19 protein-coding genes are annotated in these 21,309 nt (G+C 65.4%); 9 read left to right on the top strand and 10 right to left on the bottom strand.

What is annotated here, in order from left to right; genetic code table 11:
• Nucleotides 1-3 precede the first annotated feature (3 nt).
• From JQ604_RS36220 to JQ604_RS36210, 3 genes are all read right to left on the bottom strand, one after another.
• The gene (locus tag JQ604_RS36220; RefSeq protein WP_212365518.1) at nt 4-3,111 is read right to left on the bottom strand and encodes an MdtB/MuxB family multidrug efflux RND transporter permease subunit; all 3,108 of its coding nucleotides are present in this window, start codon (nt 3,109-3,111) and stop codon (nt 4-6) included.
• Nucleotides 3,108-4,301 (bottom strand): efflux RND transporter periplasmic adaptor subunit, encoded by a 1,194-nt coding sequence (locus JQ604_RS36215; RefSeq protein WP_249159151.1) that lies wholly within the window; start codon nt 4,299-4,301, stop codon nt 3,108-3,110. The genes JQ604_RS36220 and JQ604_RS36215 overlap by 4 nt, the downstream gene beginning before the upstream one ends.
• A gap of 250 nt (nt 4,302-4,551) precedes the next feature.
• Nucleotides 4,552-5,994: a DASS family sodium-coupled anion symporter gene (locus tag JQ604_RS36210; RefSeq protein ID WP_212365516.1), complete on the bottom strand. Its 1,443-nt coding sequence runs from the start codon at nt 5,992-5,994 to the stop codon at nt 4,552-4,554.
• A 199-nt stretch (nt 5,995-6,193) separates the two neighbouring features.
• On the opposite strand from JQ604_RS36210, the gene aat reads away from it, so the two are divergent.
• Nucleotides 6,194-6,874 carry a leucyl/phenylalanyl-tRNA--protein transferase gene (gene aat, locus JQ604_RS36205; RefSeq protein ID WP_212365515.1) on the top strand — a complete coding sequence of 227 codons (681 nt, stop codon included), beginning with the start codon at nt 6,194-6,196 and terminating at the stop codon, nt 6,872-6,874.
• Between the two features lie 139 nt (nt 6,875-7,013).
• Here aat and JQ604_RS36200 read toward each other — a convergent pair whose 3' ends face one another.
• Complete coding sequence (locus JQ604_RS36200) at nt 7,014-8,015, bottom strand: DUF2155 domain-containing protein (RefSeq protein ID WP_212365514.1); 1,002 nt, start codon at nt 8,013-8,015, stop codon at nt 7,014-7,016.
• A 229-nt stretch (nt 8,016-8,244) separates the two neighbouring features.
• On the opposite strand from JQ604_RS36200, the gene JQ604_RS36195 reads away from it, so the two are divergent.
• The 3 genes from JQ604_RS36195 (at nt 8,245) to JQ604_RS36185 (ending at nt 11,332) form a co-directional block, all read left to right on the top strand.
• On the top strand, nt 8,245-9,024 hold the full coding sequence (locus tag JQ604_RS36195; protein WP_212365513.1) for an SDR family NAD(P)-dependent oxidoreductase: 780 nt from the start codon (nt 8,245-8,247) through the stop codon (nt 9,022-9,024).
• Nucleotides 9,025-9,047: 23 nt separating this feature from the next.
• Complete coding sequence (locus tag JQ604_RS36190) at nt 9,048-9,992, top strand: alpha/beta hydrolase (protein WP_212365512.1); 945 nt, start codon at nt 9,048-9,050, stop codon at nt 9,990-9,992.
• 116 nt (nt 9,993-10,108) lie between these two features.
• Entirely contained in the window at nt 10,109-11,332 is a 1,224-nt protein-coding gene (locus tag JQ604_RS36185) for an SLC13 family permease (RefSeq protein ID WP_212365511.1), read from the top strand.
• 66 nt (nt 11,333-11,398) lie between these two features.
• Here the strand turns inward: JQ604_RS36185 and JQ604_RS36180 are convergent, their stop codons facing one another.
• Both JQ604_RS36180 and JQ604_RS36175 read right to left on the bottom strand, forming a co-directional pair.
• A complete protein-coding gene (locus tag JQ604_RS36180) occupies nt 11,399-11,935 on the bottom strand; it encodes a hypothetical protein (protein WP_212365510.1) in 537 nt (178 codons plus the stop codon).
• Between the two features lie 13 nt (nt 11,936-11,948).
• Nucleotides 11,949-12,767, bottom strand: coding sequence for an N-acyl homoserine lactonase family protein (locus JQ604_RS36175; RefSeq protein WP_212365509.1), 819 nt, complete (start codon nt 12,765-12,767; stop codon nt 11,949-11,951).
• A gap of 299 nt (nt 12,768-13,066) precedes the next feature.
• Between JQ604_RS36175 and JQ604_RS36170 the strand changes: the two genes are divergently transcribed.
• Complete coding sequence (locus tag JQ604_RS36170; protein ID WP_249159150.1) at nt 13,067-13,507, top strand: hypothetical protein; 441 nt, start codon at nt 13,067-13,069, stop codon at nt 13,505-13,507.
• Nucleotides 13,508-13,668: 161 nt separating this feature from the next.
• Here the strand turns inward: JQ604_RS36170 and JQ604_RS36165 are convergent, their stop codons facing one another.
• Together JQ604_RS36165 and JQ604_RS36160 are read right to left on the bottom strand one after the other, a co-directional pair.
• Nucleotides 13,669-13,881, bottom strand: a complete 213-nt coding sequence (locus JQ604_RS36165; protein ID WP_212365508.1) for a hypothetical protein — start codon at nt 13,879-13,881, stop codon at nt 13,669-13,671.
• Nucleotides 13,882-14,039: 158 nt separating this feature from the next.
• Nucleotides 14,040-14,978 (bottom strand): GlxA family transcriptional regulator, encoded by a 939-nt coding sequence (locus JQ604_RS36160; protein ID WP_212365507.1) that lies wholly within the window; start codon nt 14,976-14,978, stop codon nt 14,040-14,042.
• Between the two features lie 122 nt (nt 14,979-15,100).
• Between JQ604_RS36160 and JQ604_RS36155 the strand changes: the two genes are divergently transcribed.
• Complete coding sequence (locus JQ604_RS36155) at nt 15,101-15,790, top strand: DJ-1/PfpI family protein (protein WP_212365506.1); 690 nt, start codon at nt 15,101-15,103, stop codon at nt 15,788-15,790.
• 355 nt (nt 15,791-16,145) lie between these two features.
• Here JQ604_RS36155 and JQ604_RS36150 read toward each other — a convergent pair whose 3' ends face one another.
• Nucleotides 16,146-16,556 carry an NADH:ubiquinone oxidoreductase subunit NDUFA12 gene (locus JQ604_RS36150; RefSeq protein ID WP_212365505.1) on the bottom strand — a complete coding sequence of 137 codons (411 nt, stop codon included), beginning with the start codon at nt 16,554-16,556 and terminating at the stop codon, nt 16,146-16,148.
• 281 nt (nt 16,557-16,837) lie between these two features.
• Here JQ604_RS36150 and JQ604_RS36145 point away from each other — a divergent pair, with 281 nt between their 5' ends.
• Nucleotides 16,838-17,488 carry a BA14K family protein gene (locus tag JQ604_RS36145; protein WP_212365504.1) on the top strand — a complete coding sequence of 217 codons (651 nt, stop codon included), beginning with the start codon at nt 16,838-16,840 and terminating at the stop codon, nt 17,486-17,488.
• 69 nt (nt 17,489-17,557) lie between these two features.
• On the opposite strand, the gene JQ604_RS36140 is transcribed toward JQ604_RS36145, so the two are convergent.
• The gene (locus JQ604_RS36140; protein WP_212365503.1) at nt 17,558-18,451 is read right to left on the bottom strand and encodes a DMT family transporter; all 894 of its coding nucleotides are present in this window, start codon (nt 18,449-18,451) and stop codon (nt 17,558-17,560) included.
• Between the two features lie 181 nt (nt 18,452-18,632).
• On the opposite strand from JQ604_RS36140, the gene JQ604_RS36135 reads away from it, so the two are divergent.
• Both JQ604_RS36135 and JQ604_RS36130 read left to right on the top strand, forming a co-directional pair.
• Nucleotides 18,633-19,037 (top strand): response regulator, encoded by a 405-nt coding sequence (locus tag JQ604_RS36135; protein ID WP_212365502.1) that lies wholly within the window; start codon nt 18,633-18,635, stop codon nt 19,035-19,037.
• Nucleotides 19,038-19,056: 19 nt separating this feature from the next.
• Nucleotides 19,057-21,306: a CHASE3 domain-containing protein gene (locus JQ604_RS36130; RefSeq protein WP_212365501.1), complete on the top strand. Its 2,250-nt coding sequence runs from the start codon at nt 19,057-19,059 to the stop codon at nt 21,304-21,306.
• Nucleotides 21,307-21,309: the final 3 nt, after the last annotated feature.

The following is a 21,309-nucleotide window of genomic DNA, read 5'->3' as shown; positions in this document are numbered from 1 at the left end:
CGCTCAATGCGCCCCGCTCGCCTGCCCGGCGCTGTCAGTCCGTCCGGCCATGCGGACCGCGATGCGGTCGAACCAGAGATAGATGACGGGCGTCGTGAACAGGGTCAGCAGCTGGCTCAGCAGCAAGCCGCCGACGATGGAAATGCCGAGCGGATGGCGCAGCTCGGAGCCGGCGCCGGTGCCGATCATCAGGGGCAGCGCGCCGAGCACGGCGGCCATGGTGGTCATGATGATCGGCCGGAAGCGCAGCAGACAGGCCTGGTAGATCGCCTCGCGCGGCGGCTTGCCCTCGTTGCGTTCGGCGTCGAGCGCGAAGTCGATCATCATGATCGCGTTCTTCTTGACGATGCCGATCAGGAGAATGATGCCGATGATCGCAACGATGGTGAGATCCTGCCTGGCCATCATCAGCGCCAGCAGCGCGCCGATGCCGGCCGACGGCAAGGTCGACAGGATGGTCAGCGGATGGATGAAGCTCTCATAGAGCACGCCGAGCACGATATAGACGGTGATGATCGCCGCCAGGATCAGGAACAGCTGGTTCGACAGCGATGACTGGAACGCCAGCGCCGCGCCCTGGAAGCTCGTAATCACCCCGAGCGGCTGGCCGATCTCGATCTGGGCCTGCTTGATCGCCGACACCGCCCCGCCGAGCGATGCGCCCGGCGCCAGGTTGAACGAGATCGTCGCCGACGGGAACTGGCCGAGATGCGAGACCTGCAGCGGCGCGGTCTCCTCGCGGATCTTGGCCAGCACCGACAGAGGTACCGGCGTGCTGCCGACCGATGACGGCAGATAGATCGAGGACAGCGAGCCCAGCGAGGTCTGCAGCGACGGATCGGCTTCCAGGATCACCCGGTACTGGTTCGAATTGGTGAAGACGGTCGAGACGATCCGCTGGCCGAAGGAATCGTAGAGCGCGTTGTCGATCGTCGCCGGCGTGATGCCGAACCGGGCCGCCTGATCGCGGTCGATCTCGACGAAGACGGACAGGCCCTGGGCCGAGATGTCGCTGGCGACGTCGCCGAGCTCGGGCAGCTCCCGCAGCCGCTGGACCAGTTTCGGCGTCCACTCCGCCAGCTGCGCCGGATCGGCGTCCTGCAGGATGAACTGGTATTGCGTCTTGCTGACGGTGCCCTCTATGGTGAGATCCTGCACCGGCTGCATGTAGAGCGTGATGCCGGCGAGCGAATCCGTATTGGCCTTGATCCGCTGCATCACGGTGGCGATGTCGGCCTTGCGCTCCTCGTGCGGCTTCAGATTGATCAGGATGCGGCCATTGTTGAGCGTGGTGTTGGTGCCGTCGACGCCGATGAAGGACGACAGGCTTTCGACGTCGGGGTCCTTCAGGATGATGGCGGCGAGCTGCTGTTGCCGCTCGGCCATCGCGGCATAGGACACCGATTGCGGCGCCTCCGAGATCGCCTGGATCACGCCGGAGTCCTGCAACGGGAAGAATCCCTTGGGGATCACGATGTACAGCAGCGCCGTGAGCCCAAAGGTCGCGAGCGCGATCAGCAGCGTCAGGGTCTGGCGATCCAGCACCCAGTTGAGCATCCGGCCATAGACGGCGATGACGCGATCGAACCCCTCGCGGCTCAGGCGCTGGAATGCATTCTCGTGCGAGGCATCTTCCGCCTTCAAGAGCTTGGCGCAGGCCATCGGCACCAGCGTCAGCGACACCACGGCGGAAATCAGGATCGTCACCGACAGCGTGATCGCAAATTCGCGGAACAGGCGGCCGACCACATCGCCCATGAACAGCAGCGGGATCAGCACCGCGATCAGCGACACCGTCAGCGAGATGATGGTGAAGCCGATCTGCTCGGAGCCGCGCAGCGCGGCCTGAAGCGGCGGCTCGCCCTCCTCGATGTAGCGCGAGATGTTCTCGATCACCACGATCGCATCGTCGACGACGAAGCCGGTCGCGATCGTCAGCGCCATCAGCGACAGATTGTTCAGGCTGAAGCCGAACAGGTACATCGCCCCGAGCGTGCCGACCAGCGACAGCGGCACCGACAGGCTCGGGATCAAGGTCGCCCGCGGGCTGCACAGGAATACGAAGATGACCAGCACCACCAAAATCACCGCGAGCGACAGCTCGTACTCGACGTCGCGGACCGAAGCGCGGATCGTGACCGTGCGGTCGGTCAGGATGTCCAGGTCGATCGCGGCCGGCAGCGTCGCCTGCAACTGCGGGAGCAGCGCCTTGATGCCTTCGACCACCGAAATGACATTGGCGCCTGGCTGACGCTGGATGTTGAGGATGATGGCCTGGGTCGTGTTCATCCAGGCGCCGAGCTTGTCGTTCTGTGCGCCGTCGATGACATCACCGACATCGCTGAGCCGGACCGGCGAGCCACTCTTGTAGGCGATGATCAGCGACTTGTAATCGGCGGCGTTGCGGATCTGGTCGTTGGCGTTGATGGTGTAGGCGCGCATCGCGCCGTCGAAATTGCCCTTCGGCGTATTGACGTTGGCGTTGCCGAGCGTGGTGCGGAGATCGTCGATGTTCAGCCCATAGGCGGCGAGCTTGCGGATGTCAGCCTGGATGCGCACCGCCGGCCGCTGACCGCCGCTGATGCTGACCAGGCCGACGCCCGGCAGTTGCGAGATCTTCTGCGCCAGCCGCGTGTCGACGAAGTCCTCCACCTGCGTCAGCGGCATGGTCTTGGAGGTCAGGCCGAGGGTGAGGATCGGCGCATCGGCCGGATTGACCTTGGCATAGATCGGCGGCGCCGGCAGGTCCGACGGCAGCAGATTGCCGGCGGCGTTGATCGCCGCCTGCACCTCCTGCTCGGCGACGTCGAGCGAGATCGACAGCCCGAACTGCAGCGTGATCACGCTGGCGCCGGCCGAGCTCACCGAGCTCATCTGGTTCAGGTTCGGCATCTGGCCGAACTGCACCTCCAGCGGCGCGGTGACCGATGAGGTCATCACATCAGGGCTGGCGCCGGGATAGAAGGTCTGCACCTGGATGGTCGGGTAATCCACCTCCGGCAGGGCCGCGACCGGCAGGAATCTGAACGCCAGCATTCCCGACAGCATGATGGCGATCATCAGCAGGGTTGTCGCCACCGGCCGCAGGATGAATGGCCGCGACGGGTTCATGGCTTCGACCCGCCCTCGGAGTGCCGCCGCTTGCCGCCGCCTTGCTTGTCCGCCTCCCCGCCCTTTGCGGCGCCGGCCGAATGGGCGGAGTCAGTCGGTGTGCGCACCACGATCCGCGCGCCGTCGCGCAGCTTGTCGGCACCATCGACGACGATGTGGTCACCGGGATTGAGACCCGAACGGACCTCGACCCGGTCGCCATCGGTGACACCGAGCTTGACCGGGCGGACCGACACCGTGCTGTCGGCGTTGACGAGATAGACGAAGGTGCCGGGCACGCCGCGCTGGACACCGGCCGTCGGCATCACGGTGACGTCCTTATGGGTGTCGAGCAGCAGGCGGACATTGACGAACTGGTTGGGATAGAGCGCGCGGGCCTCGTTCGGAAACTGCGCGCGCAGCTTGATCGTGCCGGTGGTCGGGTCGATCTGGCTGTCGAAGGTCTGCAGGGAACCGTCGGCGAGCTTGTTGATGCCGCCGCGGTCATACGCCGCCGTCGGCAAGGTCGCGCCGTCCTGCAGCCGCTTCGCCACCGCCTGCAGATTGTCCTCCGGCAGCGTGAACAGCACGCTGATCGGCTGCAGCTGCGTGATGACAACGATGCCGCTGGAATCGGTCGGCGTGACGTAATTGCCCTGGTCGACCTGGCGCAGGCCGACGCGGCCATCGAGCGGCGACAGGATGTGGCAATATTGCAGGTTCACCTCCGCCGCCTTCACGGCGGCGTGGTCGGCTTCGACGATGCCCTGGTCCTGCGCGACCAGCGCCACCTGGGTGTCGAGCTGCTGATGCGGCACCGCGTTCTGCACCGCGAGATTCTGGTAGCGGGTGAGATCGACCTGCGCGCCCTTCAGCTGCGCTTCGTCGCGCGCGAGCTGTCCCTTGGCCTGCGCCAGCGCAGCCTCGTACGGACGCGAGTCGATCTCCGCCAGCAAGTCGCCCTTCTTGACCTCGTCACCTTCCTTGAAGGCGATGCGGACGAGCTGTCCGCTGATCTGGCTGCGGATCGTCACCGTCGCGAGCGACGTGACGGTGCCGAGCGCATTGAGGTTGATACCGATGTCGCCCTTGCCGACCGTCTCCGGCACGATCGACATCGGTCCGCCGTTGCGGCCGCCGCCCGAAGGCAGCGGCGCGCCCTGCTGCCGCGTCCACCACACGACGCCGCCGAGCAGAATCAATACGATCATTGTCGTCAGCACCGCGCGTCCACGCGAGCTTCGTGCAGGCGCGGCTTCAAACGTCTTCGTATCGATGGGGTCTGTTACCTGCTGGTCCATGCGCCGCTCGAAAAGCTCGAACGGACCCGGGCTCGACTGAACCGCGCGTCACGTTCGCGCGCATCTTGAGAGCCCGCGCAGGACAAAGCGCGTTAATAATCGGAAAGAATGCTGCCGCTCGGCAGCATGTGATGTTTCGGTCGCAGGAATGTGGCGGCGGTCAGACCATTTGTAACCACGGCAACACAATCAGCAACAATCCGAAAAAATAGATCAGGCCGAAGATCAGACCGAACTTCCAGAAGTCGCCCTTCCCGATGTAGCCGCTGCCGTAATACATCGGCGCCGGCCCCGTCGCGTAAGGCGAGATCACGCCCATCAACCCCAGCGAATAGACACAAAGCAGCATCAAGGTCGGCATCGACAGGCCGGGAATGCTGCTGCCGACCGCAAGCACCACTGGCAGCACGGCCGCGGTGTGCGAAGTGATGCTCGAGAAGAAGTAGTGCACCCAGAAGAAGAACGTGACGAGCAGGATGGTGCCCATCAGCGGCGTCATCGTCGCGAGCGGCTTTGCGTAGCCCTCGGCGACCCATTTGATGAAGCCGATCTCGTTGAGGCCCGACGACAGCGTGAGCAGCGAGGTGAAGTAGAAGAACACTTCCCAGGCGCTCTTCTCCTTGACGATGTCCTCGAACTCGATCACGCCGGTCAGCAGCATCAGCGAGATCACGACGAACACGACCGTCGTCGCGTTGATGAAGTTCGAGCCGAGGAACGGCACGCTGATGTTCGGGTTGGAGCCGCAGATCCAGAAGAACATCGCCAGCAGCACCAGCGCCGCCATGATCCACTCATGGCGCGACGGCGGCCCCATCTTCTTCAGCTCCTCGCCGCTCCAGGCGACGATCTCCGGGCTCTCCTTCACCTCCGGCCGGCAGACGATGTAGCTGAGCAGCGGCACCAGGATCAGCAAGAGGATGCCGAGCGGCGCAAAGCCGACGAACCATTGCGACCAGCTGACCTCGACATTGACGATCTTCTTGGCGATCGACAGCGCGGCGGCGTTCGGCGCGAGCGCAGTGAGGAACAGCGAGCTCGTCACCGCTGTCGTCGCAAACGCCGTCCACATCACATAGGTGCCGATCTTGCCGGCGGTCGGTCCGGGCTCCGAGCCATAGATGCGCGGGATGTTGGTGACGATCGGATAGATCGTGCCGCCCGAACGCGCCGTGTTGGACGGCGTCGCCGGCGCCAGCACGACGTCGGACAGCGCCACCGCATAGCCGAGGCCGATGGTGCGGCGGCCGAGCCCGCGCACCAGCAGCAGCGCCAGCCGGCGGCCGAGCCCGCTCTTGCGGTAGCCGATCGAGAACACGAAGGCGCCGACGATCAGCCACACCGTGCTCTCGGCAAAGCCGCCGAGCATCCAGCGCAGCGATTTGTTGGGATCGTGCTCGACATAGCCGGAGATGCCGGCGACCGTGAGCCCGATCAGGCCGATCGCACCGACCGGCATCGACTCCAGGATCAGCCCGGTGATGACGGCGGCGAAGATCGCGAAATAGTGCCACTGGTTGGCCGCCAGCCCCTCCGGCACCGGGATCAGATAGAGCACGAGCCAGACAACCAGCGGTGCGAACGTTCTCCAATGTAGCTTCACGGCGCGCCCCCTCCCCTCGATCGGCACGCACTCACCGTGTCCCCCGGCGGCGTCCCCATTTTCGTTGCAAGATAGCATAGCGTCGCAGCCTGGGCCTTGAGCCTGCGACCTAACCGCACGGGCTGTGGATGACGGAACCGGCCTGACCAGGCGGCAGGCCGCCATCGCAAGGCCACGCCGGCTTTGCTATTCTCTTGATATGACGTCGCGCGACTCCGCCTCCTCTGAAATCACGCCCGAAGTGCTGCTGCGCGCCTATGCCTGCGGCATCTTTCCGATGGCGGAGAGCGCCGACGATCCGACCCTGTTCTGGGTCGAGCCGGAGCTGCGCGGCGTGATCCCGCTCGACGGCTTTCGCGTCGCATCACGGCTGGCGCGGACGGTGCGCTCCGACGCCTTCACCGTCACCGTCGACACCGCCTTCAAGGCCGTGATCGCCGGCTGCGCGGCGCCGCAGCCGGGCCGCGATGATACCTGGATCAACAAGCGCATCCGCGACCTCTATGTCGGGCTGCACGGGCTCGGCTATTGCCACAGCGTCGAGGTCTGGCAGGGCGAGGATCTCGTCGGCGGTCTCTATGGCGTCAGCCTCGGCCGCGCGTTCTTCGGCGAAAGCATGTTCCACACCGCGCGCGATGCCTCCAAGGTCGCACTCGTGCACCTGGTGGCACGGCTGATCGCGGGAGGATTCGAGCTGCTCGACACGCAGTACGTCACTGAGCATCTGAAGACGTTCGGCGCCGTCGAGATCCCGCGGCGGCGTTATCGTGCTTTGCTCGACAAAGCGATCGCGGGAGAGCCGGCGGATTTCCAACGATTGCCGACGGATGTGCCGATGAAGGGAGCGGATGCGCTCGCGATCATAGCGCAACGCAGTTAGATCTCGTGTCCCGGACGCGGTGCAGCGTGCAACGCTGCTCCGCAGAGCCGGGACCCATTTCACGCCATTTGAAAAGCATGGGCCCCGGCTCAGCAGCGCACCACTTCGCGCTGCGCTGCGTCCGGGGCACGAGAGCCGATCAATTGTTCCCGAACAACCCGCCGAACAGCCCGCCCGGCCGCTGCTGTTGCTGCGGCGGAGGTGGCGGCGGTTGCTGCTGGAATTGCGGCTGCGGCGGCGGACGCGGCGCGGCCTGCTTCGGCGCCGGCGGACGCTTCTGGGCGGCCGGCGGAGGCGGCGTCGGTTGCTTCGGTGGATCGGGTGCGGCGGTCACGATGGTCTGGTCCGGGCCTTTGCAGTCGACCAGCCAGATATCGTAGATCGGATGCTCGACGCCGTGCAGGCCGGGGCTCGCCGCATACATCCACCCCGAGAAGATCCGCTTCACCTCGCCCTGCAGCGTGATCTCGTCGACCTCGACGAAGGCGTCGGTGTTGGCGGCTTCGGTCGATGGCCGGGTGTAGCAGGCGTCGGTCTTCACGCGGAGCGCGCCGAACTGCACGGTCTCGCCGATATCCTCATCGAAATTGATGATGCGCCCGGTGATCTTGTCGAGGCCGGAGAAGCTCGCCTTCTTGTTGGTGATCTTGGTCGACGGCGGCTCGGTGACCACCTCGTCACCCGGCTGCAGCGTCGCAGCTGGTGCTTGCGGCGAGCCCTTGGGCTGGCGCTGACCGGGCGGCAGGCCCGGCAGCGGATTGGCACCGGGCGGATTGTTGGCAACCGCCGGTCCACCGGGCTGCGGCGGCTGCACGGCAACGCCAGGCTGGTTCTGCGGCGCGACGGTGGTGCCGGGCGGCGGCGCCAGCGGCTGCGACTGCACGGGCGGCGGCAGGCCCGCGCCCTGTTGCGGCGGCGGGGGCACGGGACGGCTCGGCAGCAGGCGGCCGCGCGGCAGCTCCGGCACTTCCTCGTCATCATCGGGCGGCGGTTGCGGCTGGCCACGGGGAATCGCACCGGGCGGCCGCGGCGGCGGATCGGAGAAAATCGTGCCGATCTGCGCGCGCGCCGGCGGCGCAAGCGCGACGATCGAGGCGGCGACAATGGCCGCAAAACCAGTCAGGGCAATGGTTCGAAACATCTCGCGCGGCTTCAAAGCGAATCGGGCTCGCGACAGTTTACCTTGGCCGCTCGCAGGAACACCGGTTAACACGCCAAATAGGGCGACGAAAGGGCGGCAAACCGCCCCGGCCGGCCCCCACTGGTCAGCCCTTTGGCCTCATGGGATAGTCTTCCGGCTGAACACGTGGATCCCACCACGAAAACCAGGAAAATCCGGACCGAACCGGACCAGCCAGAGGAAATCCCCCATGACCGATCGTATCAGGCTCGACGGGCGGGTCGCCGTCGTCACGGGCGCTGCCGGCGTCATCGGAACCGCGACGCTCCGCCTGCTCGCCGACCGCGGCGCCCGGATCGTCGCCGTCGACCGCCGCGAGGCCGACCTGAAGACCGCGGTCGAGGGCCTGCCCGCCTCAGCCGAGGCGCTCACGGTCGCCGCCGACGTCACCCAGGAGGACGAGGTCAAGGAGTACGTCCGCGCCGCCGTGGACCGGTTCGGCACCATCGATGCCTTCTACAACAACGCCGGCATCGAGGGCGACATCAAGCCGATCCCGGAATATTCGCTGGAGAGCTTTCGCCGCGTGCTCGACGTCAACGTCGTCGGCGTCTTCCTCGGCATGAAATACGTGCTGCCGGTGATGCTGAAGCAAAACAAGGGCAGCATCATCAACACCGCCTCGATCGCCGGACTGATGGGCTCGCCGCATCTCGCGGTCTACAGTGCCAGCAAGCACGCCGTGATCGGCCTGACCAAGAGCGCGGCCTGGGAATGCACCGGCACCGGCGTGCGGGTCAATTGCGTCTGCCCCGGCCTGATCGACAGCCGCATGCTGAGCGCGATCATGACCGGCAGGAACGGCGGCAACGCTCCGCCGCCCACCGAAAAGCTGGTCGAGCGGATTCCGGCGCGCCGGCTCGGCCTCGCTTCCGAGGTTGCGTCGATTGTCGCATTCCTCGCCTCCGATGAAGCGAGCTATGTCTCCGGCTCGCACTACACCGTCGACGGTGGCCGCACCGCCGCCTGATCGCTCCAGAAGAAGGTCCCGCAATGCCCGTCGTTCTCGATGCCGATGCCGCCGCCGTCTACAAGGCGTTCCAGGAAGCCGGCCGCCCCGCCTATGAGACGCTGACCGCATCGGAAGCGCGCGAATATTACCGCGCCGCGCGCGTCGCCGTGAATCCGGAGCCGCCGGCGCTGGAATCGACCCGGGAGATTTCGATCCCCGCGCCGCATGGTGCAATCCCGGCGCGGATCTACACGCCGACGACGCTGCGCAAGACCGATGGCCTCGCGCCTTGCCTGGTGTTCTTCCATGGCGGCGGCTGGGTGATCGGCGATCTCGACACCCATGAGGTGGTTTGCAAGATGCTCGCCGATCAGGGCGAGCTGATCGTGATCAATGTCGACTATCGCCTCGCGCCCGAGCACCGCTTTCCGGCCGCGGTCGACGACTCCGTCACCGCGACGAACTGGATCGCCTCGCACGCGAAGGAGTTCGGCATCGACGCCGCGCGACTGATCGTCGGCGGCGACAGCGCCGGCGGCAATCTCGCAGCCGTGGTGGCGCTGGCCGCGCGCGACGGTGACGAACCAAAACTCGCCGGCCAGCTGCTGATCTATCCCGCCACCGACTTTTCGCGAAAGCACCCGTCGCACCGCGAGCCCGAGACCAGCATCCTGCTGACACACTCCGTGATCGGCTGGTTCGGCGACCACTATTTGAACGGCGCCGACAAGCGCGACTGGCGCGCTTCGCCTGCAGGCGCCAGGAGTTTCGCCGGATTGCCGCCGGCCTATGTGCTGACCGCCGGCGCCGATCCCTTGCGCGACGAGGGCGACGAATACGCCAAATTCCTCGGGGATGCCGGCGTGCCCGTGACCTATCGTCACTTCCCGGGCCAGTTCCACGGCTTCTTCACCATGGGCAAGCTCCTCAACCAGGCCAAAATCGCCGTCACCGAGATCGCGGCCTGGCTGAAATCGCTGGCATAAGTACGATTGTCATTTGCCCAGCGGGCGAATGCGCGACTTGAAGGTTCCGCCTGCGTCGAAACCAGTGCGGCTGCCGGGGCTGGTCGCGGAAACGCAACTCTAAACTGTCGAGTCCAATGTTAGGTCCTGTCGTCGTCTTCGGTATTCCGCTCGACTTCATCCTGTTCGGCCTGACGTTGCTCAGCGTCGCGCTGTTCCACCATCACACCTTGGCATCCGCAGTGACGGGACTCGTCGCGATCGCCACATACAAGCTCCTGTTCACCGGCTTTGCGGAATTCGGTACTGGCCTGGCTGGCCTGGCCCACCAATTGCTGCATGAATGGGTCGGGCTCGCAAATCTGTTCTTGCTCCTGATGGGATTTGCGCTGTTGTCCCGTCATTTCGAAGAGAGCCGATTACCCGATGAGATGCCGGCGCTGTTGCCCGACGACTGGAAAGGCGGCCTGTGCCTGCTCGTGATCGTGTTCCTGCTATCCGCATTTCTCGATAACATCGCAGCCGCCTTGATCGGAGGCACGGTTGCGCGTCACGTATTCCGCGGCAGGGTCCACATCGGCTACCTCGCAGCGATCGTCGCAGCATCCAATGCTGGTGGTGCGGGCAGCGTGGTCGGCGACACCACCACGACCATGATGTGGATCAACGGCGTCAGCCCGCTCGCCGTCGTCGAGGCTTACATTGCTGCCATCGTCGCCATGGCGGTATTTGCCGTTCCGGCATCCTTCCAGCAGCATCGCTTCTCACCGATCGTGAAAAATGCGCCGTCGGGGCTGAAGATTGACTGGACACGCGTGGTCGTCGTGACCGCAATTTTGCTCGCTGCCTTGACCGCCAATGTTACGGCCAAACTCAAATTTCCTGCGCTGCTCGATACGCTTCCGGTACTGGGTCTTGCGGTGTGGTCCACCATCCTGCTCACAGCATCGCTGCGGCGGCCCGATTGGTCTGTGATGCCGGCGACGTTCAAGGGCACCATGTTCCTATTGGCGCTCGTGACGGCAGCATCAATGATGCCGGTGAAGGAGTTGCCCGCGGCGGCATGGCCAACGGCACTGGGGCTAGGCTTCCTCTCCGCTGTATTCGACAACATCCCACTGACCGCGCTTGCGCTCAAACAGGGCGGATATGATTGGGGCTATCTCGCTTATGCGGTCGGTTTCGGCGGATCCATGGTCTGGTTCGGCTCATCAGCCGGCGTCGCCATTTCCAACATGTATCCTGAGGCCAAATCCGTAGTGCGATGGATCACTCATGGCTGGCCGCTAATCGTTGCGTATGTCGCCGGCTTCTTTGTGATGCTCGCCCTTCTCGGCTGGCATCCCGACGCGCCGCACTGACATCGATGCCCGCTTGTTGTTTACCAAGTGCCGTCTTCACGCTGGCGGCTGATGCGCCGAACGTGGTCACCGCTTGCGGCCGCGATAGGCGAGATTGATCGCGGCGCTCCGCGGCGGGTCTCGCCGCGTCCAGGTTTCGAGCGTGTCGCCGTCGTCAGTTGCGCCGAAGCGCCAGTTCGCCACGATGCGGCCGTTGTCATCGGCGGGCTTCTCGGTCCGCTGGTGAACCTTCAATGATTTCTCGACGAGGCCGGGCAAGGCCTCGGGCGATACTCCGACCGTGTTCAGCGCGCAATTCACGGTCGGACCGTCGAGTGGGCCGGTGAAATAGGCGTTGATGCTGACAGTCTCGCCCCGCTGCACCAGTTTGGCGAAATAGACAATTTCGATGTTCGGCCCGCGCTCCATGTCAGGCTTGATTGGGCCAGCCGTATTGACGAATCCAAGCCCGGACGCGAGGCGGTCGAGTTCGCTCGGCAACGCCGGCCGTAGCGCACAGGTCTTGGCGAAGAGGTCAACCAGCACGGGGCCGTGGTCCTCCTCCGCGACGGCTGCGCCCGCGAACGCGAGCGCGGCAAGTCCAGCGAATGCCAGGCGGGCCATGCGACGTCGCAGCCTATTTCGCGAAGGCCGGAAACACCGGCAGCTTTTCCACGTCCCGCGCGTCGTGCGGGATGATGACGGTCGCCTTGAACGTCTCCGCGAGCTTCTTGATGCGCTGGATCGAGGCCACCGTCTGGGCGCGGTCAAAGTTGAACATGGGCACGCCGTCCGACTCGTAGTTCTCGCGGAAGTGCACGGCATCACCGGTCAGGATCACCGGACCTTTCTCCGCCAGCTTGACCAGCAGGCTGGAATGGCCCGGCGTGTGGCCGGGCGTCCGCAGGAAGATCACCGAGCCGTCGCCGAACACATCCTTGTCGATCGGCTGCGGCTCGACCTTGTTCTCACCCTTGATCCAGCCCTCGAAAGGTTTGGCGTTGACCCCCTGCGCCGGCGTGGGGGCGGAGATCGCCTCCCATTCCTTGGCGCCGATCAGCAGCGTCGCCTTCGGGAACGACGCGATCTGGCCGGTATGGTCGGCGTGATAATGGCTGATGCCGACATATTTGATCTGGTCGGGCTTGACGTTGATCTTGGCGAGGTTGTCGACCACGCTCTCCTTCGGCGCGACGTTGGGCGCGGTCATCGCATGCCCAGTGTCCCACAGCATGTAGTCGTCGCCATGCTTGATCAGGTAGCAGCTGAAGACGAACTGGAGCTTCTTGTCGCCATAGGCATAGGTGTCCGAGAAGCGCTCATTGACGGCGGTCGGGGGTTGCGGCGTGCCGCAATCGATCCGGGCCAGCGAGAGCTCGGCGGCCGCGTGCGCCGGCGTCGCGATGCCGGACATCAGGCTGGCGCCGATGGCGAGGATCGTCAGTGTCCGTTTCATGGTTGCCCCCTGTGAATGGTCGCTAGTCGCCTGCCCGGTCGCGTCTCCGGCTCAGACGCAGCATACACCGAGGTGGAACAAGCGCGATATGCACGCTTCTGGGAGTAAGCGCCAGCTTACTGCGCTTGTCCGGAAGGGCGCGACCGTCAACAGCGGTGTCAGGCTGCTCCTCAACCAACCACGCGTCGAAGCGCGACGTTGCAGCGCACAAATCTTTTGCCTCAAACTTGTGGAAAAGCGAGACAAATCCTTTGACATCGGTAAACTCCATTTCGCGTAACAACTTATGGAGCGTTCGTATGAGTGTTAGTGCAGAAGTCCTCACCCGCGCCCCGATGGAGTTGGAAGAACTGGAGCGCGAAATCGTCACGCTGGGTCCACAACGACCGCGCGGCAACATCCGGCCTCTCTCGCCGATGCCGGACTATGTCGAGCATCGCAACGGTGTGAACGAGGTTGGCAAGCTCTCGGCCGAGGCGGTCGTCCGCGAATACGAAGCGGCGGTGAAGGAGATCGAGGCCCTTGGAGCAGAACTGCAATTGGCCGCCAAGAAGTGCGAGACGATGGTGGCTGGCGTTCACGAGATGATCGCCGAAATCAAGGAGTTCGCTGCTGGTTATCGCGATCAGGGCAAGCGCTTCTTCCTGCAGATCGAAGCCGTCTCGTTGATGACCTCCGAGGTCCGCAATACCTGCGAAACACTCAAGAAGAAGATCGCGACTGACACATTGACCGAGTGATGTCGACCGAGTGATGTGAGTTTCGCCGCGGCGAGGCGGCGAAACTGTTCGGTTCCAATCAAGACCAGAGCATCAATACATCAATAGATTGCCCCGCCGCGGCGGGGCATTTTTGTGCCGCCAGATGCGATCACCGAACAACCCGGCGGTTCCGTCGTCGCCTAGCGGACGTCAGGTGCCGTTTCCGTTGTCGGAGACAACGCCGACCAGCGGTCGTTGAAATCAGCCGCGGGGAGCCTGTCCGCCTTCGAGGTCGTGCCGGAGACGGCAATGCGATCGCTCCCGGGCGGATGCGACTTGATCGTGGCGGCGCTGGCAGCGACAGCGAGCAGAGCGACGGCCACGAACCCAGTAATCGTTCGATGCTTCGTCATCAGAACCTCCTCCGGTCCCCAAAGCCCTCTTGATGTGGGTCACGGGAACTTGGCGCTGGTTCAGCCGTGCCGTGACATCTACGGTTTTGTGAACGCACAGATCGGACAGCGACGTTGTCCCAGCCTCTGCGCGCGGCAGGACAGACCAGACGTCCGCCCTACCCCGCCCTTGCCGCCCGCCGCAGCGATTGCGGTGGCTGGCCGAAGGCGCGGATGAAGGCGCGACGCATCCGCTCGGGATCGCGAAAGCCGGTGATTTCGGCGACGCGCTCGATCGCTTCGCCCGACGATTGCACGCGCTGGCGCGCCACCTCGATGCGCAGCCGCTCCACCGCTTTCGATGGCGTAGTGCCGGTCTCCGCGATGAAGGCGCGGGTAAAATGCCGCGCGCTCATGCCGGCTTTGTCGGCGAGGTCCTCCACAGTCAGCTGCGCGTCGAGGTTTTCGCGCGCCCAGGCCAGCAGCGGACCGAACCTTCCGTTCGGTGCCTTCAATTCCAGGAGCGAGGAGAATTGCGATTGGCCGCCGCTGCGGCGGTGGTAGAGCACGAGCTGCCGCGCGGTCTGCTGCGCGACATCGTCGCCGTAATCCTCCGCGACCATCGCGAGCGCGAGGTCGATGCCGGCGGTGATGCCGGCCGAGGTCCAGATATTGCCGTCGCGGGTAAAGATCTGGTCGGGCTCGAGCTTGATCTTCGGATAGGCCTTCACGAAATGCGGCGTGCGCTGCCAATGCGTGGTGGCGCGGCGGCCGTCGAGCAGGCCTGCTTCCGCCAGCACATAGGCGCCCGAGCAGACGCTGGCGACGCGGACACCGCGGTCCGCCAGCCGCTTCACGAAGGCAAGCGTGATCGGACAGGTCGCGGGCGCGTGCACGCCGCTGCCGCCGGCAATGATCAACGTCGTGATCCCTGCCGCAGGCTTTAAGCCCCGCGCCAGCATCTCGACGCCGGATGAGCTGCGGACCGGCCCGGCCTTCGAGGCGATGGTCCTGATCGCCGGCGCATTGTTGGCAAAGCGCGCGGCGATCTCGAACGCCGCGATCGGGCCGGCTGCATCGAGCAGTTGGAAGTCGGGAAAGATCAGCACGCCGATCATCGCCGGATCCTCGTTGTGTGCGCCAAGGGAATGCCATGTCTCAAAATGAGGGAATTACGGCATTTTGGACAGGAGGCCACCATGGCATCGTGGTTCCGTCAAGCACGAAATGGAGGTTTACGATGTCGACGCCGCTGCAGATCGGACTGCTCGTCTTCCCGAAGGTGACCCAGTTGGACTTCACCGGTCCGCTGCAGGTGTTTTCGGCCGTGCCGGGCGCCAAGGTGCATCTGATCTGGAAGCGCATCGAGCCGGTCTCGACCGACGCGGTGATGATGCTGACCCCGACCACGACATTCGCCGACTGCCCGCAACTCGACGTGATCTGCGTGCCCGGCGGCGCCGGCACCAATGACATGGTCGGTGACGAGGAGATGCTCGCCTTCCTGCGCAAGCAGGCCGAGGGCGCGAAGTACATCACCTCGGTGTGCACGGGCTCGCTGGTGCTGGGCGCCGCCGGCCTGCTGAAGGGCTATCGCGCCACCACGCATTGGAGCGCGATCGACTTCCTCGCCCCGTTCGGCGCGATCCCGACCAGGACCCGCGTCTGCGTCGACCGCAACCGCTTCACCGGCGGCGGCGTCACTGCAGGAATCGATTTCGCGCTGACGCTGGTCTCGGAGATGGTCGATCGCAAAACGGCGGAAGCGATCCAGCTCGGCATCGAATACAATCCGGCGCCGCCGTTCAATGCGGGCTCGCCGGACAGCGCGCCGCCGGACATCCTCGCCCGCGTCAAGGAGCGGATCGCGCCGTCGCAGGCGCGCCGCACCGAGCAGATGACGCAAGCCGCCGCTCGGCTCGCGTCGTAGCGGGCACGTCACCGCAACAGAAAAAGGCCGCCTGGTTTCCCAAGCGGCCTTTCCTGTCTCACGGCGGCCTCACATTAGCGGGCGATTTCAGGACTTCTGCATCCGGGGGCCTATCTCCCGGCCGTGTCCTACTCGGAAGCCGCTGCTCATCGGGACAGTCGCGATCTGGAGCCCGATCCGACGCGATGGTCTCCCATCTCCGTAAGATGTCCTATTGAGCCGCGGTAACGGCAAAGGCGCAAGCGCACAGCGGTGCGCCCACCCTACATGTCCCCGCTGTTACCGTTGTCCACAGCCGCGCGTGCGATGCACGCAAACGCGCGCTCGCAAAACATTCATTCCAATGGGGAGATACTTAGCTGCCGGGCGTCCAGGCCTGGTAGTCGCCGGTCGCCTTGGGACGGCGGCCGCTGCCGAGCGCCGAACCGGACGGGCGATAGGCCTGCGCCGTGCCGGTCATGTTCGGCAGATGCGGCTTCTGCCATTCCGGCACCTTGTAGGCCTCCGCGGTCGGCGGCATGTCGGTGGTGTGGTGGATCCAGCTGTGCCAGCCCGGCGGAATCCGGGACGCTTCGGCATAGCCATTATAGATCACCCAGCGCCGCTCGAAGCCGAGTGTCGGGTCGATCTCGCCGCCCTTGGTGCGATAGTAGCGGTTGCCCTGCTCGTCCTCGCCGACCAGCTCGCCAAAGCGATGGGTCCACAATTGCGTGCCGAAGGTCTGGCCATTCCACCAGGTGAAGACTTTGAGCAGGAATTGTTTCATGCGGCCGGATCGTCGGTTCGAGACTGTTGGGCTCTGATGCCACCTGAATCCCCAAATGTCCAGCGAGGGACCCAGCGGAGCCCCGATGCCGCGGCTGACGGCAATCCGCTCCACTGACGCAGCCAACCTGGCGGCCAAATGCCGCGGATTCGCCGCGGTCCGTTCATCTCAGGTGCAGTTCCGCTCTCACAATCTGGGTATCGCGCATCGTCCATGCGCAGGGCGCGGGAACGCCTGCCTTCGGAAGGGGTTAGGATCACATCCCGCAGATGGAGCCAACAATGATCAGTCTTAAGGTATTGAGCACCGCCGCAGCGCTTGCACTTGCGTTGCCGCTGGCGGTGCCGAGTTCGAGCTTTGCACAAGCCCCCGGCCAGCGAGCCGGCGCCGGTGGCGGCGGCCACGCCGCAGTCGGCGGCGGTGGCGGTATGAGAGCCGGCGGTGGCGGCGGATTTGGCGGCGGCATGCGCGCCACCGCCGCGCCCAGCGTGAGCGCCGGCCCCCGTATCGGTGGCGGCAGCCCGTCTTTCGCCGCACGCCCTAGCGGCGTTAGCCCGTCCTTCGCCGCACGCCCAGGCGCTATTGGCGGTGGCGGCAGCGTTGCAGTCGGCAGCGGCCAGCGCTGGGCCGGTAGCGGCGGCACCTGGAATGGCGGCTATCGCCACTATCACCGCGGCGGCGGCTTCTGGCCAGGCGCAGTGGCCGGTGCCGTGGTCGGCGGCGCCCTCGCCTCCGGCGCCTATTACGGATCGGACTACTATTACGGCCCGGGCTATTACGACGACAGCTACGCCTATGACGATGGCGCCACCGTTGCGGTCGAGGCTGCGCCCGGTGGCGATCCGGCCTATTGCGCCCAGCGCTACCGGTCGTATGACCCCGCTTCGGGCACCTATCTCGGCTATGACGGACTGCGGCATCCCTGCCCGTAACGCGACAGCGTCCTGTTCAACGACGAAGGGCGGCGCTTGCGCCGCCCTTTTTGTGATGAGCGCATCTCGTTACGAGCGCAGCGCGACGGCGACGGCTGCCAGCGTCACCGCGAGCGCGACAAGTTGCTGCACGCCGAGCGGTTCGCGCAGCATCGCAGCCGCGGCCAGCACACCGACGACAGGCACCAGCAGCGTCCCGATCGAGGCGGTCGCGGCCGGCAGCCGCTCGAGCGCGGCGAACCAGCAGACATAGCAAAGGCAGAACTGGACCGCCGTCAGATAGACCATCGACATCCAGCCGAGCGGCGACAGCGCTGCAAGCTGCGGTTGCTCGACGACGAGCCCGACAACCGCCACCGGGATGCAGCCGATCGCGACTTGCCAGGCGGCAAGCGGCAGCGGCCGCATCTCCAGCGGAAAATGTTTGGTCAGGACAGTCCCGAGCCCGACACAGATCGCGCCCGCCAGCGCGAAGACGATGCCGGGCAAGCGATCGAGGCTGGGATCGACATTGCCGCCGATCAAGACGGCGATACCGGCAAGCGACACGGCGAGCGCGATCCCGCGCAGCCACGAGACCCGCTCGCCGAGGATCGGCCAGGCCAGCAGCGCGACCCAGACCGGCGTCGAGATTCCCAGCACCGCAGCATCGCTTGCCCTGAGCCACAACAGCGCCAGCCCCATGAAAGCGGTCCAGCCACCGATCGCCAGCGTCGACACCAGCGCCAATCGCAACCACTGTCCCGGCGGCACACGCAAGGCCTCGCCGCGCGAGACAGCGATCAGGGCCAGCGCACTGGCACCGGCCATGCCACACAAGCCGCGCGCCGATAGCGGCGGCCATTGCGACAGCAGGAATTTCATCACCGGAAAATTGAGGCCCCAGCCGATCGAGGCGACGACGAGCAGCACCAGGCCGAGTGACGAGATCGGGGCGCGGCCGGGAACCGAAATGAAAGTCATGAACTTGCAATCAATCGCTGGACAAATGCAGGTGATGGTTCATCACTAGTCAGGAATTTGCTTGTCAGCAAACCACTTATGCATTCTATCTTACAGACGACCAATCGCCGTTCCGCCTTAATCATCGTACGGGCCCAGCGAGTCGCCGGCGCGCAAAGCCCCAGTAGAAGGAAGGTGCATCGTGCCGCGCGTGCTTGTTGTCGATGACGATCCGATGGTGTGTGTCGCCATCGAGGTCTGTCTGCAGCGCCAGGGGTTCGAGGTCACCGTCGCCGACGGCGGCGAAGCCGGCATGCGCGCGCTCGACAACGAGACGTTCGACGTGATGCTGGTCGACGTCTTCATGCCGCACATGCGGGGCTTCGAGGCGATCCGGATCTTCCACGAGCGCGCCCCCGACGTTCCCGTGATCGCGATGTCCGGCTACGCCTTCGCCAACAGCGAGCGCGCGCCGGACTTCCTGCGCATGACCATTGAACTCGGCGCCGCCGCGTGCCTGCGCAAGCCGTTCACGCCGCAAGCCCTGCTGGCCGCCGTTAACGATTGCCTCACCAAGTCAGCTACATCCGCTCGCAAGTCGAAGTAACCGCCACTACCGAGTGTCAATGGCTCCCCAGCGTCTCATCCTTGGCAGCGGTCTTGCGATTCTTCTCATCATCAGCGCTGCCTCGATCGGGCTCGACGTTCGCGCGCGCGACGAAGCCCAGTCGGTCGACCATACGCTCTCCGTCCTGAAGCGGATTTCCGACATGCGGCCGCTGCTGCGCGGCGCCGAGAGCGCGGCGCGCGGCTTTGCGCTGACGGGAGATGCGAGCTTCGCCGGCGAGTTTCGCGACACCAGCGCGGCACTGACATCCGCTTTCAACAACCTGATCGCGGCGGTCAAGGACAATCCCGACGAGACGCGCCTGCTCGCCGAGGCCAAGGCGCAGCTCGACCGGAGCATCGCGCTCGGCGCCGAGTTGATCCGGCTGCGCGAGGCCGGTGACACCGCCGCGATCTCCGCACAAACCGCCGGCGGCGAAAGCCGGGCGCTGGCCGACAAGATCGGCTCGGCCCTGGAGAAGGTCGTCGCCGAGGAGCGCCGGCAACTCAGCGACCGCAGCGCGCGGTCGACATCCAACGGGCGCATGTTGCTGGCGATCGATCTCGCCGGCATCGTGCTGATCCTGATCCTGGCGGTCGTGCTCACCCTTGCCGCCCGCCGCTCCCGCCGCGAGCTGCAGGATTCGCTGAGCGCCAGTGAGGCCACCAATCAATCGCTGGAAGCCGCCGTCGCCGAACGCACCGCGCACCTCGCCCGCTCCGACGAGGAGCTGCGCCGCTCGACCGCCGTCATGGAGAGCACATTCCGCAGCATGGCGGAGGCCGTGCTCGTGATCGACACGTCCGGCACCGTGGTGCTGTCCAATCCCGCCGCCGAGACCATGCTCCGCTACCGGCCGGGCATGACGATCAAGCTGCTGCGCGCGCTGTCGACCGTATTCCATGCCGACGGCACGACGCCGATGACTCCGGAGGAGATGCCCGCGGCCCGCGCGCTGCGCGGCGAGGAGTTCGAGGACCTCGAGTTCATCGCCAGGCCGAACTCGGGCGGCGGCCAGGTCCATCTCGTCGTCTCCGGGCGTCCCTTGCGCGACGGGGGCGGCGCCGTCACCGGCGCGGCGCTGGTCTATCACGACATCACCGCCTCGCGCGAAACCGAGCACAAGCTGCAGCAGTCCCAGAAGCTCGACGCGATCGGCAAGCTGACCGGCGGCGTCGCACACGACTTCAACAACATGCTGACCATCATCACCGGCACCACCGAGACGCTGGTCGACGAGCTGCGCGGCCAGCCGGCGCTGATGAAGACCGCCGAGATGATCGACCGCGCCGCCGAGCGCTGCCGCGAGCTGATCCAGCATCTGCTCGCCTTCGCGCGCCGCCAGCCGCTGGAGCCGCGCACCGTCGACATCAACTCCACCGTCACTGACATCGCCAAGCTGCTGCGCCCGACGCTGGGCGAGCAGATCGAGATCAACTCGGTGCTCGACGAGAAGGTCGCGCGCGCCCATGTCGATCCCTCGCAGCTCGCCAACTCCCTGCTCAACATGGCGATCAATGCGCGCGACGCGATGCCCGACGGCGGCAAGCTGCTGTTCGAGACGAAGAACGACACGCTGGACGAGGCCTATGCCGCCACCAATCCGGACGCGAAGCCCGGCACGTATGTGATGCTGGCCATCAGCGATACCGGCACCGGCATGTCGCAGGCGGTGCAGGACCAGGTGTTCGAGCCGTTCTTCACCACCAAGGAGGTCGGCAAGGGAAGTGGCCTCGGCATGAGCATGGTCTATGGCTTCGTCCGGCAGTCCGGCGGCCATATCAAGATCTACAGCGAGGAAGGCCACGGCACCACGATCAAGCTCTATCTGCCGATCGCGCGCGGCGAGGCCCAGGTCGAGGCGCCGCAACCGGCGCCACCGCCGGTCGGCAGCGGCACGATCCTGGTGGTCGAGGACGACGCGCTGGTGCGCAACTACGTCATCGCCCAGCTCGCCAGCCTCGGCTACAAGACGGTCGCCGCGCCCGACGCCCGCAACGCCCTCGTGCTGGTCGACAAGGGCGAGCCGTTCGAGCTGCTGTTCACCGACGTCATCATGCCCGGTGGCATGAACGGCCGCCAGCTCGCCGACGAGGTGAAGAAGCGCCGGGCCGGCGTCAAGGTGCTGTACACGTCCGGTTATACCGAGAACGCCATCGTCCATCACGGCCGCCTCGACGAAGGCGTGCTGCTGCTGACCAAGCCCTATCGCAAGGCGCAGCTCGCCAAGATGGTGGAGCAGGCGCTGAAGCAGAAGGACGGCAACTAAACT

It is taken from the genome of Bradyrhizobium jicamae (genome assembly GCF_018130695.1).
Taxonomy (GTDB): Bacteria; Pseudomonadota; Alphaproteobacteria; order Rhizobiales; family Xanthobacteraceae; genus Bradyrhizobium; species Bradyrhizobium jicamae_B.
The sequence above is the reverse complement of the archived record's forward strand: the minus strand, read 5'-3'. Positions and strand labels throughout refer to the sequence as shown.